The following is a 15,703-nucleotide window of genomic DNA, read 5'->3' on the forward strand; positions in this document are numbered from 1 at the left end:
GCGCCCGACGGATCAGGTCGGGCGGGTCAGAGGTACCCCCATGTTAAAAACCTTTCAGCTTGCGAGCACCGCGGCGTCGTGCCTGCTGCTCGCCGCGCCCGCCCTAGCGCGTGGCGGCATTGCTACACCCGGCGATGTTCTCTGGAGCGATGGCAGCGAAGAGGTCATCGTCACCGCCCAGAAGCGGGAGCAGGACGTCCGCGACGTGCCGGCGAGCGTCAGCATCCTGTCCGACGAGACGTTGCGGCGGCTGAACGCGAGCGACTTCTCCCGCGTTGCCGACGCCGTCCCGAGCCTGGCGTTCGCGACCACCGGGCCCGGCAATTCGCAGTACATCATCCGCGGGATCGGCGCGGTCGGCTTCGTCCAGTCGCCCACGACAGGCGTCTACCTCGACGAGACGCCGCTGCAGACGCGCGCGCTGCGCGGCTTCTCGCAACCGGATCCACAGCTCTTCGACATGACCCGCGTCGAAGTCCTGCGTGGTCCACAGGGCGTGCTGTTCGGGTCGTCATCCATGGGCGGTCTTGTTCGGATCGTGACGAACCAGCCCGACGCGTCCGCCGCGGCGGGGCGAGCGACCGCCAGTGTCTCGGCGGTGCGCGACGGGGAGACCAGCTGGGACGCCAAGGGCATGCTGAACCTGCCGCTGGTCGCCGACACGCTCGCGCTCCGCGTGAGCGGGGGTGTCGTGCGGCAGGGAGGGTGGATCGACGATCTTCGTCCGACCACGGGTAACCTGACGGAAAACCAGGGCACCGACCGAGTGAAGAAGGACGTGAACTGGGCGCGGACCGGCACAATCCGCGCCGCGCTCCGCTGGACCCCCACCCCCGATCTGGCGATCACCCCCAGCCTCGTCTGGCAGAGTGCCTTCAGCAACGCCGACCGGCCGCACAGCGACGTGACGTTCGGCCGCCGCGCGCGCGTGAAGGCCAGGTACGAGGACACGTTCGCCCGCGACCGCTTCGTGATTGCCTCGCTTCTGATCGAGCAGCACGTCGACGCGCTCGGCGGCGCGGACCTTACCGCCAACAGCTCCTACATGGATCGCCGATCGCGGCTCTCCTTCGACGTCACCGCGTTTGACTCCCCGATCGTCGAGGACATCGTCGGATCGGGTCCAGGTGGACGGCTGTTCCCCACCCCTCTGCGCGACAGGGGCGCCACAGCGCAGTTCACGCAGGAAATCCGCCTGGTATCGGACGGTACCGGGCCGCTCCAATACGTCATGGGAGGCGTCTACCGCGACCTGCACCAGCGCTCCGGCCGCACGATCACCGTCTCCGACCTGTTCGGAAATTTGGCGCCGGGGCCGCTCGGCGCGAGCGCACCGCCTGTGATCCAGGACACCGCCGTGGACTTCAGCGAGAGCGAACTCGCCGGCTTCGCGGAGCTGACCTACGCGGTCACGTCAACGCTCAAGATCGCAGCGGGCGCACGCGTCTTCGGTTACCGCCAGCGCGAGGCGAGCAGGCGGTATGGTCTGGGTGGGCCGGCAGGCGGTGACCTCGCCTACGATTACGCGGAGCGCAATCGCGAGACCGGCGTCACGCCCCGCTTCTCCGTGAGCTACGCGCCGGGCGAAGCCGCGACGGTGTACGCCAGCTTCGCGCAGGGCTTTCGCACCGGCGGCGTCAACGCGCCGATCACCGACGATATCTGCTTGCCCGCGGAACGGCGCGCCGCGGGCATCCCAGACGTGCCCCCGCCATACGGCAGCGACCGGACCGACAATCTCGAACTCGGCGCCAAGACGAGCTTCCTCGGCGGGCGCCTGCGGATCGACGGCGCCGCGTTCGCGATCGACTGGAAGGATTATCAGCAGGCCTTTCAGGGCGCCTGCGGCGTGAACAACGCGACGACCATCTCCTTCACGGTCAACGCCGGCCGCGTCCGCAGCCGCGGGGGCGAACTCGAGGTAACCGCGACGCCGCTCGCCGGTTTGGAGCTTCATGCCGGCGGCTCGTTTACCGATGCCACCTACCGCAACGCCGTACCCAACCTGCTGCTCGCCGCGGGATCCCGAGTGCTGGACGTGCCACGCTGGGCCTGGAACGGGCGCGGCAGCTACGACTTCGCGGTCACTGGTGCCCTGCGTGGAACCCTGTTCGCGGCGGCGCGCCACGTGGGTGGCTCGAACAGCGGCTTCGGCGAGGGTGAGGTGCTGCCGCGCCCGGCCTACACCCTCGTCGACGCGACCGCGGGCGTTAGGACCAGTGCCGGTATTGGCGTCGACCTCTTCGTCACCAACCTGTTCGATGCGATCCCGGTGTTCGGCCAGGAATTCACCACGTCGCCCGGCAACACTACCGCAACGAGCTACTTCTCGTATCTCGTCGGTCCGCCGCGGACGATCGGACTGCGGGTGTCGTTGGGGATCTAGCCGGGCATGTTCAGGAGAGAGGGCGTATGCAGCGCCCTGCCTCTCGCGGAGACCCAATACCGGTCACCTAAGGCTACTCGTCCGCCGCCCAACTCCGGCCATCCATTCAGCTCAAACGCGCCCGTCATACCGCAGCCCCACGGCTGAGGGATTAGGGCGCGAGGAGACAGGCCCTTCTGCAAGGCGAAGGCCGCTGCGCATTCAGCCCTGGGCTATTTCAGGAAAACCCACGACGCTGACGACAGGCCGAACGCCGCGGGTCGCGCGCAAGCGCTGCGTGGCAATCTTCGCATTGCTCCGATGCCGTACGATCCGGTCAGCTCGCATCTCGTGCTCTAGCGCCTCAAGCCTAAGCCGGTCTGCGTCCGGGCCGCGCCCGATCATATCCGCGATCCGGCGGCAGCGTTCAGCCTCGCGCCGGAGACAAAGGGGATCGTCAATCAGCATGGGTCAGCCCAGTCATAATCAGCCGGCGCGTTCTAGCCGCTAGGAGCGAAGGTGGCATAAAGGGGATTGCCAAACGAGGGCGGTTAACCTGCATCTAAGCGGCTATCAGCTGCGGAGAATGAGGTTGGGGAGTCAGGTCGCACAAGCAAAGGTCAAGGCATACTCGTACCAACGATTTAGCAGTCCCTCGCAAGCGAACGGTGACAGCCTTGCCCGACAGACTGCGTTGGCAAAGGCGTACGCCGAGCAGCACGGCCTGCACCTCGACGATGAGTTGACCTACCGCGACTTGGGGGTCTCCGGCTTTCGCGGAAAAAACGCCGCTCATGGCGAACTGGCCTGCTTCCTTGAGGCCGTTCGGACGGGACAGATACCCGAGGGTAGCTTTCTCCTCATTGAAAGCCTGGATCGGCTCAGCCGCGACAACATCCTTCGAGCGCAAGCCATCCTCACCAACCTTGTCGTGTCGGGCGTGAACGTGGTCTCGCTGGCGGACAACCGCCTCTACTCCGAGGAGAGTCTATCGGACGATCCACTAGGTCTCATTTATGCCCTCATTGTCTTCATAAGGGCAAACGAGGAGAGCGCGACCAAGTCCATGCGCGCGCGCCAGGCATGGACACGCAAACGTGCAGCTGTCCCCTCCAAGATTCTAAGCAGCAAGCTTCCTGATTGGCTAACTTTCGAGAACGGACGTATAGTTCCGATTGCCGCGCGAGCTGAGCTGCTGAAGCGCATTTTCGACAACGCAGAGGAGGGTCAGCCGCCACAGCAGATCGCTGAGACGCTCAACAAGGAGCAGGTGCCACGTTGGAGGATCGACGGACCATGGGAACGCACCACGATCGCCGCTTTGATCAATAATCGTCGCGTGACCGGTGCGCTGCCGCTCCACGAGTTCGTTTACAAGCGCAACGTGCAGCACCGATTGCCGATTGGCGTAGTCGGCGGCTACTTCCCAAGGATCATAGAGCCCGAAACGTTTCTTCGGGTCTGGTCCATTTGCAGCAATCGTCGCCGTGGAGGGAGCGCCGCGAAACGCAACGTTTTCGCAAATCTGCTACGATGCGCAGACTGCGGTGCGGACGTCCGACACAAGCCGATTGGCGAGGAAGGAAAAGGTGTTCTCGTCTGCGCAGGGGCTAGCATCGCGCACCGATGTAGCGCTCCCGAGTACTCCTATGCTGCATTGGAAAGCGCAATGCTGGCCCACCTGGGCCCTTGGTCAGCCGAGGGAATTCTCTGGATCAGAAAAGCTGACCCCGGCGGGTGCCGGAATTCTCGCGGCGCTCCTTATCGGCTCCTTGGCAACGAGGCGCTCTCCTGGCACCACGATCGACTAAGCAGCGAGCTAGCTCAACGTTTTCCCGGCAGATACGGGCAAGCACCGAGCTTGGCAGATTACATGGTCACATCACGTGGGCGTCGTTACCTGTTGAACGATTGCTCGACCTTGCTGGCCGCCGGCGAGACCGGCCTCTCGACCTCACGTGAGCGGGTGAACGCCAATGCTGCTTTGCGTCGCATGTTCAGCCATGGCTCCGTGGATCTGCGAACAGGCGCATGTACCCTCTTGTGCGGAAAGGCTGGCTCGGTCGATATTAGATCACAAGCCTAGTCGCCAAAACTGCCGATCGATCCTCTACCTATGATCGGCAGATATCAATGCTTGGATCCCAAGCCCGACGGGCTGCGCCGGTTTAAGAACCCTTGTACCGGCGCAGCCTTTCTTCCGATCAGATCTCCGACCCTCGCCATCCAATCTTCACCGCGAGCGTCTCGGTTTCGGGATTGCCGGGCTCGCCTGAGCTGCTCAGGGAACGATGCTCGAGCGGCTCGACCAAAGCGACTCGCCTTGCAAACTCTGGTCGCCCCGCAAAAGACCAGTAAAGCGCGTCGACCGCGCTCGGAGTCACTTCACGTGGAGCGTCATAAAGCGTAGCATCAAGGCCGACTCGGACCTTTGGAGATGAGCGATGGGTCACTCGTCGATTGACCCTGCCTTTCATGAACTACGGCCGTGGAATGACGGTCGAGTTAGCGGCCCCAAGCGTGCCCTTAAACCACAGCAGGTCTGGGCCATCCGCTTCTTTCTCGATCAGCACCGACGGCTCCGAGATCGCGCCCTGTTCGATTTCGCTATCGACAGCAAATTGCGCGGTTGTGACGTAGTGAAGGTCCGCATCGGCGACATTGTTGTCGGCGGGCGTATACGTGATCGCGCGATTGTCGTACAACAGAAGACCAAGCGACCGGTACAATTTGAGCTTGTTGAGCCCGCGCGCCGGACACTCCATGACTGGCTGCAGCATCGCGGCGGCACCCTGAACGACTTCGTATTCCCAAGCCGAAACGACTACATGGACCACATGAGTACCAGGCAATACGCCAGACTTGTTCGTGAGTGGATCGTGGGCATCGGCCTTCAGGCAGAGGAGTATGGAACTCACTCACTTAGGCGCACAAAGGCGTCGATTATTTACAAAGCAACGGGCAATCTACGCGCCGTGCAGATCTTGCTAGGTCACGCCAAGATCGAAAGTACGGTCCGGTACCTTGGCGTTGACGTTGAGGACGCGTTGGAGCTCTCAGAACGCACCGAGATTTAGCAGCTTGACCCATCATCTCGAGTCGGTCATTCGCGCCACCTTCGTCGCTTCCCGATTATCGACGTTCATTCATGTTCGAAGCGCGAGTGTGCAGTGAGCATCAACGCGCGCCGTGCGGTCGTCAACGCGCTCGCTGCGCATAGTGCGGGCGCGCATTTTCACCTATCTCGCGTCGGTCAACAACCTTGCGGATCGCAGCGCGTTCACGCTCGATCCGCTGGCAATCGGTTGACACGCATTCAGGCCCAAGGACCCCTGTCATGGCACTCAAGGATCTCCTGCCCTCGAAGCTCGGCTTCGGCGCCGCACCGCTCGGCAACATGTTCCGCGCCATCCCCGAGGACGAGGCGCTCGCGACCGTGGCAGCGGCCTGGGACGACGGCATCCGCTACTTCGACAATGCTCCCTTCTACGGCGCGGGCCTTGCCGAGATCCGCATGGGCGAGGCGCTAAAAGACAAGCCGCGCGACCAGTACGTCATAAGCACTAAGGTCGGCCGCATCGTACTCGACGAGGTCGAAGGGACGCCGCGCGACAATGGCGAGAAGGGTGATGTGTTCGCCAACGGCCGGCCGAACAAAGTCATGAACGACTATTCGCACGACGCGACGCTGCGCTCGATCGAGGACAGCCTGAAGCGCCTGCAGACTGACCGTATCGACATCGTCTGGGTCCACGACCTGGCGCAGGATTTCTACGGCGACGCCTGGATCGGGAAATTTGAGGAGGCGCGCACCGGTGCTTTCAAGGCGCTCGACCGGCTGCGTGACGACGGCACGATCAAGGCCTGGGGGCTCGGCGTGAACCGCGTCGAGGCGGTGGAACTGCTGCTCGATCTCGATGGCCCACGACCCGACGGCTCACTGCTCGCAGATCGCTACACCTTGCTCGACCATGACCGCGCGCTCGAGCGACTAATGCCGAAGGTCGCCGACCGTGGCCTGGGCATCGTCGTCGGCGGCCCGTACAGCTCAGGTGCGCTCGTCGGCGGCCCGAACTTCGAATATGCTCCCGCCTCCCCCGAGATCCTTGCCAAAGTCGCCGCCATCAAGGCGGTCGCCGATCACCACGGCGTCAGCATGAAGGCCGCGGGGTTGCAGTTCTCGCTCGCCAATCCCGCGGTCGCAGCGGTGATCCCCGGCGCCAGCCGGCCGCAACGCATTGCGGAGGACACGGCGGCCCTGAAGGAGCCGATCCCTGTAGATTTCTGGCGTGAGCTGCGCGACGCAGGTCTGATCGATAGGGCGGCACCATTGCCACGCTGACCCATAACCGCTCGTTCACCGCCAGCTACCTGGACCCACAACCGGTCACTCAGGGCCGCCTGCCGGTCCCCCAACTGCGGACGCTCGTTCAGTTCGGCTTCCGAGTACGTCACCCGTGACGTTGCTACGGGTCGATCGGGAGCAGCTGTGCGGCCGGCTCGAAGGTCGCTGCCGTCCCTGAATGGGCGACATGGTCTCTTTTGCTCCTCGTGTTCGCGCTCGTCGGTGCCGCGGTCGCCTCTCACCGCGCGGCGTGCGCAGGCCGACGCGAGTTTAGCGGAGCTCATGCGCCTATGACCGACACGACATGCCCATTGTGTCACTCCGATCCGGATCGACAGCGATGACACCTCCCGATCCTCTGGGTTAGGCTCGCACCCGACTTAGACGGGGAGACTGTCGCGATGCGGAAGGTATGGCTGACGGCAACGGCGTTGTGCGGGACCATAGCGTTCTCCGCCGCACCTGCGGCTTATCGAACTCTCCCGGTACCCGCGGACAAGGGCTGGATGCACGCGCAGACGAAGCTGATCCTGCGCGCGCAAATGGCAGGCCTCGCTCGCACAGGGCTGAGCGACTCGACCGCGACGGAGCATGATATCGCCGCGCAGTTCGAAAAGGCGGACCACTCGATCAGCGCCACTCTCTATCTGTTCCACTCTGCACTACCCGAGCCCACTGTCTGGTTCGATCGATCGCGCCTCGCGCTCGAGCAGCGCGATCTTTTCCGCCACGCCGCGCCGGCGAGCGAGGCGCCGGTCGCCTTTGCCGCCTCTGGTACCGTCGCGTCGTCGCTGCGGCAAACCTACGCGATGGTCGACGGTCCTTTCCGCAGCACCGCTCTGGCAGTGATGCCGCTCGGTGAATGGTTGGTCGTCGTGCGGATGTCGGCGAAAGAGAAGGCCGCCACTCTGGACCGGCAGATGAGCGACTTCATCTCTGCGCTTCGCCTACCGGCCGATCCGTCTGCGACGATTGCAACGCCGGTCGTCGCGTGCGCCACGCCCCTTCATTTCACGAAAGCGAAGATGGTGAAACCAGAACCCACGGATCTGCTGGTCTCGTTGATCAGTGGCGCGGCGGCGCGCGAAACGAAGGATCAGCCAGCCCCTCCCCGGCGTCATTGGTGCCGCGAGGGCGATCCCGGCGACGGCTTTGCGGCTTATCGGGCAGATGACCAGACCGGCGACGCCAGCGGCTACACGCTGGCGATGCAAGACGCGGGTCGTGTCGTGTGGGTCAATCCAAGCCTGATGTCGCAACTGGATGGGGAGCCAGCCGGCGGCGCGAAGAAGGCGAAGATCAACTACACGGTGACCCTCGCCGACGTCGACGGACGCTCGCTTACCTTCCCTTCCTTCGCCGGCCTTCCGGCACCGCGGCAGGTGTATGAAGCGGTCGCCAAGCAGCGACCGGTTGGGATGGCGAAGGGCAAGCAGGTAACGCTCGACAGCAACACCTTCAAATAAGGCGGTTCGCTGCCGGATTTGGGCAACCGCGGATTAGCAGACCCGCTGCTCACGAGGCGTCGCCCGCGCTATGACCCAGCTTGGGCGCTTGCGGCCCCCTCCCCTTTCGTGGCGAGGACCCAGCATCGGTCACTCAGACGCCCCTCCCCGCTTCCCAACTCCGGCCGCTCGTTCACCTCGCCGCTCGAGCCTTTCAGGTGGTCCGCAGCTGTGCGGCTGGCCGTATTTGGCAGGATAGCCGCCGTTCATGGCTGCACCGATAAGCCGTTAGCCGATCGTCCCGAGCCACAAGAAGCCCCAGACCGTGGCTGTCAAAATCCAGAGTGCGACGGCGGATTTAGTCCATCCTCGCAATGGAAGCACGAATATGCCGGTCCAAAGGCAAACGACCGACCATTGAAGCCAACAAGCTCAAATTGGAAAGTTCCACTCGTTTTCATGATCACTTCGACCAATCGTATATGGCATTGTGGCTATGCTGTAGATTAGCCAGAGCAGGCCTGCCCCAAATACCACGGTCTTCCAGGTATCGTGAGGAAATCTAAGCCTTACCTCAAACATAGGTGCACCCGCGACGCAATCAGGCTGAGAGCATAGCATCTTTGCCACTGTCGGCTACTGGGCGCTTGCGGCCCCCTGCCCACTCGAGCGGACGACCCAACTCCGGTCACTCAGGGCCACCTGGCGCCCTCCCATCTTCGGACGCCTGTTCATCTCGCCGATCGGGACTTCTAGACGTGCGCGCCGCTGTCCGGCTGGCCTGATTAGGCGTTGCCGCCTCCTCCCTTAAGTGGCGAGGCCTTAGAAGCGGATGTTCTCGGCGCGTCGTCGTTCGCCCGATAGGATTTCACGAAGGTCGCGCCGGCCGCATCCTGTCAGACCGGCTGATCGGACCATTGTGCGAAGCCATGTGACAATCGTTGTCGTTGATCGTTGATGATGCCGCGAAGGGAGAGGCTATGGTGGAGGGTAAGGTCGCGATCGTGACGGGGGGCGAGTCCGGGATCGGAGCCGCCTGCGCGAAGGCGCTGGGCGACGCCGGCGCGAGCGTCGTCATCACCTACTTCCGTGACAAGGAGGCGGCGGACGCCGTGTGCGCCTCGATTGGCGCCCCGGCGCGGGCTATCGCGGTGCAGACCAACGTCGGCGATGAGGCGCAGGTCGAGGCCCTTTTCTCGACCGCCGAGCAGACCTTCGGCACCGTTACTCTGCTGGTCAACTCCGCCGGGCTCAACATGACCGGTGTGAACCTGGTCGACATGGAGCTGGCGCAGTTCGACCGGGTGATGCGATCCGACCTCTACGGGCCCTTCCTCACCTGCCGCCGCATGGTTCGCGCGCTAGAAGAAAAGGGCCTGAAGGGCCGCGTGGTCAACATTTCCTCGATCCACGAGAGGGCGCCGCGCCCCGGCGGGGTCGACTATGATGCGGCAAAGGGCGGCCTGTCGCAGCTTACCGCGACGCTAGCGCTGGAACTCGCGCCCAAGGGCATTGCGGTCAACGGCGTCGCGCCCGGCATGATCCTGACGCCCATGAACCAATCGGCGCTCGACGACCCGCGAGAATTGAAAGCCAAAGAGGCAGCGATCCCTTGGGGCCGCGCGGGGCGCCCCGACGAGGTCGCGACGCTGGTCAACTTCCTGCTGTCATCTGCCGCCGACTATATCACCGGCACCACCGTGACGATCGACGGCGCACTGTCGCTCACCGTCGCGCAAGGCGCCTGAGCAATGCCGGCCCTTGTCGACCTCAATGTCGAGCAGATCGACGCAATCATCATCTCGGGGCCACCCGCGGTGGCCCAGCGCGACTTGATGAGCCCCTATGTCTGGCGACGGCCGGACGGGAAGTTTGCCATGCTGGTCCGGGCCGTCCCGCGCGGCGACTACGATCACGGCGCGGCGAGCGACACCGGCACGATCTGGCACGCGCTGTCCGACGACGGCCTGTCGTTCACCGTCGAGGGCGGCCCGGTGCTGACGCCCGGCCCCGGCCTTGATGACATCGGCGGATGCGAGGATCCCACCCCCGTCGTGCAGCCGGACGACAGTCTGGTCGTCTACTACACCGGCGTCGACGAAAGCCGCGCCCATGCGGAACTGCTCTACGCGACCGGCCCTTCGCTCCACCAGCTGACGAAACAGGGCGTCGCTATGCTCAACTCGCAGAGTGAGGGCAACATCAAGGAAGCGACCGTCGATCGTACGAAGTCCGGCGAATGGCGCATGTTCTACGAATATGCCCATGCCGAGGCGTCGTTGGTCGGGCTGGCGATCGGCCAGACGATCGCGGGACCGTGGGATCATCAGGTGCAGCCGTTCGCACCCAGGCCGGATGGATGGGACAGCTGGCATCTCTCCACCGGTCCGCTGCTGACCGACGACAAGAACGTGCCGATCATGTTCTACAACGGCGCGACCCGCGACGCGCGGTGGCGGATCGGCTGGATCGCGTTCGACGCCGAGTACACGCGCGTCCTCGATCGCTGCATCGAACCGCTCATCACCCCGCCGCCTGCGCTCGAGCGTACCGCGACCGACATCGCCTTCGCAGCCTCTGTGACCATCGTCGACGGTGCGATTTGGCTCTACTATTCGTTGGCGGATGCCAAGCTCTTCAGGGCCATCGTTCGCCGTGGTCTATAGTGCCTCGACCCAACGCCGGTCACTCAGACGTCCCTCCCCGTTTCCCACTGCGAACGCTCGTTCATCTCGCCGGTTGAACCTCTCGGGCGTTCCGCGCAGCTATCGGGCTGGCCTGATTGGCAGGAAAGCGGCTAGTCGGGTTTCGGGAAGGCGACCCGCGTTATTTGCCGCAGCGATGACGTTCCATCTTCGACAACGATCCGTTTAGGGTCTTTTAGCTCTGGATGCCTTGGTAAGAACCGCGGATAACGGTACGTCGACTTGGTGAGGTACGGCGTGGCTTTAATCCGAACTGCTCTTCTGGTTTGCACAGCCATCGTCGCCGATGCTACGACCGCCAAATCAGTCACCTGAATCTCGCCACCGCAGGGCGAAGCGTCTAGTTTCCCGGCGCGGCCCTCGACCTATCCGCTTACTCAGGCCGACCTGCTTGCGCTTCGTCAGGCTCTGAGCTCAAAGGATGAGCGTACACCGAGGCAGCACTGCTTTGACAAAGAGCGTCGCAGGCTAGGCGGACACGTTACCGATCTCGCTGCAGCCACTATTGACCTGAAGTTCAGTCAGCTGTGACATGCCGCTTGAAGGGTCTTATTTCTGGAACGACTGCTTCAGAGCACGACACTGCTCCCGCCCAGAGAGCACACGTGAGCGTTCGCCGGAAGGCCGATCTCGTCATGAGAGTTGCCCTACAGGGTTCTCGCTCGTCGGGGAGGGCGGCCGCTCGAACCGGCATGCTGCAACAGTCAGGTATTGTTCATGTTGCGGGATTGTCACACCGCTGTAAAAATTCGACATCCGGCAGGCCGGCGGTTTACCAGTGCGGCCGAAACGGCCAACCTTCCTGCCATAAGCGCCTTAGACGCGCGCACGACCAGGGAGAAAATCGATCATGTTCCGACTCTTGGCCGCTACCGCCCTCGTCAGCTCGATGAGCGTTTTGCCCGTAAGTGCTACAGCGCAGAACGCCGGATCACCGGCTCCGACGGACCAGCAAGACGATACGCAGAATCAGAGTTCTCCCATCGGCGGCGATGCTACTTCGGCGGTCGACACCAGCCCAGGCGGCGGCGTTGCCGACGTGGTAGTGACCGGTTCGCGCATCCGGCGGCCAAACCTCGAATCAACGGTCCCGATCGCCAGCATCCGCACGCAGGACATATACAGTCGCGGCGACCCGAACGTTGGCGAAGCGCTCAATGATCTGCCGCAACTGCGCAGCACCTACTCGCAGCAGAACCCGGGTCTGGGCATCGGTGTGGCAGGCCTCAACCTGCTCGATCTGCGAGGGCTTGGAGTTCAACGCACCCTCGTCATGGTTAACGGTCGGCGCCACGTGCCGTCCGATATTCAGAACACCGCCGCGGCCGTGGATATCAACACAATACCTACCGACCTGATTGAACGTATCGACATCGTGACGGGCGGCAACTCGGCAGTCTATGGCTCGGATGCCATCGGCGGTGTCGTCAACTTCGTTCTGAAAAGCAACTTCGAAGGACTCCAGCTTCGGGCCGGCGCGGGTGTTCCCGAATACGGGGCGGGCAGCAACCGCTACGTCAGCGGCATCGCTGGCAAAAATTTCGCGGACGGTCGAGGCAACGTCACGCTGGCGCTCGAGTATTCAAATCAAGATCGCCTGTTCGCTTCCGACATTCCATATCTGCGACAGAACAACGGCTTTATCACCAATGATGTCGACGGTGCCGGTCTGACGAACGGTAGTGACGGCATTCCCGACACGGTCTTCGGCCGGAACATCCGGTCAACGACGATCGCGCGGTACGGCTTGGTTCCCGTCGTCCAGACTCGGAACAGCGCTGCGCCGTGCGGCACGGGTATACCTAGCGGCACGGGCGCTCGCACCAATTACAATTGCAACTACATCTTTGACTCGTTCGGTAATCTGTCACTACAGACAGGCAATCGGGTAAGTACCGGTCCCACCGGTACTTTCCTAGGGGGTAATGGAGACAACGGTCGAGAGGATCGCCAATTCTCGGTCCTACCGCAAAATGAGCGTTTCACGGCCAATGTGCTCGCGCATTTCAAGGCCAGCGACGCGGCCGACTTCTTCGTAGAGGCAAAGTACGCGCGTGCCCACACCGTCGGCTCCAACTCCGGCCCCGCTTTCAACCAAGGTTTCAATCAAACTTATTCGGACTACCGGGCAAATTACCGGCTGGATAATCCATTCCTAGGTTCACAGGCGCGCACTCTCCTGACCAACGCAATCCTAGCGTCGGGCAGCAATACGAGCCTGACCGGTGGTGGTGGCGCCCTGACGGCGGCGGATCGTGCGGCAATTGCGGATGGCAGCTACCGTTTCACCGTCGCGCGCAACTTTACCGATCTGGGCATCCGTGACGAGGACACAGTTCGAGAAGTGTATCGTATCGTGCTTGGCGTGCGCGGAGACGTTACCGATCACGTCAACTACGAGGTTTCCGGCAACTACGGTCGCGCCGATCAGCGCATCCGTATTTTGGGCAACGTGAACCTGCAGCGCCTGTTGCTGGCGCAGGATGCCGGCGTAGACCCGAATAATCCTGGCGCAGGTATCCAGTGCCGCTCGAAGTTTGACCCAACGGCTCGCGATCTGGTCGCCGATCTGGAGGGCAACTCGATCGCGGCTGATCGCCTTGCCAGCGATATCGCCGCCTGCGTGCCGTACAATGCCTTCGGCGGACTCGATAACTCGGCAGCGCGCAATTACATCGTGAGCAACGACGGCAGCCGCGGCAGGCTTGAGCAGTACAATGCTACGGCGTTCGTCAATGCGGACTCCGGTGGCTTCTTTAATCTGCCCGGTGGTGCGGTAGCTGTGGTTCTCGGTGGCGAATATCGCAAGGAGAAGGCGAGCTTCGTCGCCGACCCCGACGTTCGCGACGGGCTCACCTTCCTGAATTCGCTACAGACGTTCACCCCGCCGAGTCTGGAAGTGGTCGAGGGTTTCGGCGAGCTGAACATACCTATTTTGAAAGACATGCCCTTCTTTGAAAGCCTGACGGTTAGTGGTGCGGCACGTTACTCCCACTACAACCGCGCATATGGCTCGACCGGTGGCGTATGGGCTTGGAACTTTGGCGGCGAGTGGGCTCCTATCCGGGATTTGCGTTTCCGCGCCAACTACGGCAAAGCCGTGCGCGCGCCCAACTACACCGATACGGCGACACCAGCGAATCAGGACTTCGCCAGTTTCCTCGATCCGTGCAATGCGGGTCGGATCGGTGCGGGCACGCCAGAGCGTGTTGGCAACTGCCAGGCGGCACTCGGCGCCAACCTTAACAACACAGACTTTCAAAATCTGACAAACTTGCAGTATTCTTTAGAGTTGGTCAACGGTCCCAACCCTAATCTCCGGGCGGAGTCTTCGAAGTCACTGTCAATCGGCGCAGTCATGACGCCGCGCTTCCTTCCGGGCTTCGACCTGACGATTGATTATTGGGACATCGACGTCAGTAACGTCATTACGGCCGCCACGGCGCAGCAGATCGTCGATCTTTGCTACGACCGTGGTCAGTTCTGCGACCTATTCCGGCGTTATGACGGGACGGGCACCGGGCCTGGCGGCGAGGTCCCAGGGCAGATCTTGCAGGGCTCCCTGTTACAGTCCAGCCTCAACTTCGCTTCGTTGAAGCGTCGCGGCATCGACGTGCAGCTGAATTACAATCACAGCGTGGGTGAGAATGCGAGCCTAAACATCCGCTCCTTCTACACACATTCGTTGAAGAACAGCGATTACACAAACCCCACTGACCCGAACTTCGAAACGCGCAAGCGGATGCAGCTTGGCGATCCGAAGGATGAATTCACCTTTAACGCAGATCTGACACTGGACAAGTTCACGATTGGATATGGTGCTCATTACATCGGCCCGATGTATACTACGCCTTACGCCAACATTTTCCCAATCAATGGCAATCCGCCGCTTAACGAGGATGCGCGTGATCGCCTTACCTATCCTAGCGTGGTCTACCAGAACGTGCGCTTCTCGCTTCAGGTGGGAGCGACCTCAGAAACGCGCAAGGGTGTGGAATGGTTTTTCGGCGTCGACAACGTGGGTAACGTGAAGCCTCCGCTTGGCGCTACTGGCACAACGGCTGATAGCGCGATCTACGATGTGCTTGGGCGGACCTATTACACTGGTCTGCGCGCGACCTTCTAACCGACGCTCACGTAGCGGCGGGGTTACTCCCCGCCGCCCACTGCAAGTACTCCGTCAGCTGCTCTGAGGAGGCCTTTGGCCGTCATAGCCATAGCCTCTTAGAGCAAGTCAGAGGCGCCGTTTATGGTTTTGACGCGCGGTTACATGAGGCTCGGGCAGATCGGAAGGACTCTGCGGGCCGATCGGGCCTCACTGCACCATATAGGGTGCGCTGACGTCTACGTGGAAAGAGTCGGAGCTGGAGCACCGCAGCGACCGATGTTGTCTCGGTTATTACAATCAGCTGAGGCCGGAGATTTAGTTTGCGTCCCGTCGCTCAATGACCTCGGAAGATCGCTCCCTGAGCTTAAGGAAACAGTTCTTCTCTTCAGAAATGCCGGCCTTCACCTAAACTGCATCCTCGAAGAGATTAATACATTTGAAGGTTCAAGTGAGATAGTGTACAAAACCATCGAGGCCGTGGTGCACTTCCAAACCCGGAGACACGTGGACCTCATCAAGCTGGGAATGCAAATTGCAGCGGAGACCGGCAAGCCTACTGGACGGCCAAGAGTTGACAGCAGTAAGGTTGAGACAGCGAAAAGATTAGTTAAGGCTGGACTTCCCGTAGCTGAAGCTGCGAAGAAAGCTGAGTTGTCGGTGCCCACGCTGTATCGGTACCTTTCAAGACTGTGAAAGTTTCCCAATAAAACGATAGAGTAGCAATAAGGTTTTGCT

Annotated in this window: 9 protein-coding genes; all 9 read left to right on the top strand. The window is 62.1% G+C overall.

Annotation, left to right across the window (positions count from 1 at the left end; genetic code table 11):
* Positions 1-40 precede the first annotated feature (40 nt).
* The 9 genes from KZ820_RS06865 to KZ820_RS06905 all read left to right on the top strand — a co-directional run bounded on the left by KZ820_RS06865 (position 41) and on the right by KZ820_RS06905 (position 15,661).
* Positions 41-2,386 (top strand): TonB-dependent receptor, encoded by a 2,346-nt coding sequence (locus tag KZ820_RS06865; protein WP_219747813.1) that lies wholly within the window; start codon positions 41-43, stop codon positions 2,384-2,386.
* A gap of 565 nt (positions 2,387-2,951) precedes the next feature.
* The gene (locus KZ820_RS06870; protein ID WP_258047765.1) at positions 2,952-4,451 is read left to right on the top strand and encodes a recombinase family protein; all 1,500 of its coding nucleotides are present in this window, start codon (positions 2,952-2,954) and stop codon (positions 4,449-4,451) included.
* A 358-nt stretch (positions 4,452-4,809) separates the two neighbouring features.
* Entirely contained in the window at positions 4,810-5,442 is a 633-nt protein-coding gene (locus KZ820_RS06875) for a tyrosine-type recombinase/integrase (RefSeq protein ID WP_132911411.1), read from the top strand.
* 260 nt (positions 5,443-5,702) lie between these two features.
* Positions 5,703-6,707 carry an aldo/keto reductase gene (locus KZ820_RS06880; RefSeq protein WP_219747815.1) on the top strand — a complete coding sequence of 335 codons (1,005 nt, stop codon included), beginning with the start codon at positions 5,703-5,705 and terminating at the stop codon, positions 6,705-6,707.
* Positions 6,708-7,216: 509 nt separating this feature from the next.
* Entirely contained in the window at positions 7,217-8,176 is a 960-nt protein-coding gene (locus tag KZ820_RS06885) for a hypothetical protein (protein WP_219747816.1), read from the top strand.
* Between the two features lie 959 nt (positions 8,177-9,135).
* Positions 9,136-9,903, top strand: a complete 768-nt coding sequence (locus KZ820_RS06890) for an SDR family NAD(P)-dependent oxidoreductase (protein ID WP_219747817.1) — start codon at positions 9,136-9,138, stop codon at positions 9,901-9,903.
* Positions 9,904-9,906: 3 nt separating this feature from the next.
* Complete coding sequence (locus KZ820_RS06895) at positions 9,907-10,821, top strand: glycoside hydrolase family protein (protein ID WP_219747818.1); 915 nt, start codon at positions 9,907-9,909, stop codon at positions 10,819-10,821.
* A gap of 889 nt (positions 10,822-11,710) precedes the next feature.
* Complete coding sequence (locus KZ820_RS06900; RefSeq protein WP_219747819.1) at positions 11,711-14,986, top strand: TonB-dependent receptor domain-containing protein; 3,276 nt, start codon at positions 11,711-11,713, stop codon at positions 14,984-14,986.
* A gap of 144 nt (positions 14,987-15,130) precedes the next feature.
* Entirely contained in the window at positions 15,131-15,661 is a 531-nt protein-coding gene (locus tag KZ820_RS06905) for a recombinase family protein (RefSeq protein ID WP_219747820.1), read from the top strand.
* Positions 15,662-15,703: the final 42 nt, after the last annotated feature.

This window comes from Sphingomonas citri, from assembly GCF_019429485.1.
GTDB lineage: Bacteria > Pseudomonadota > Alphaproteobacteria > Sphingomonadales > Sphingomonadaceae > Sphingomonas > Sphingomonas citri.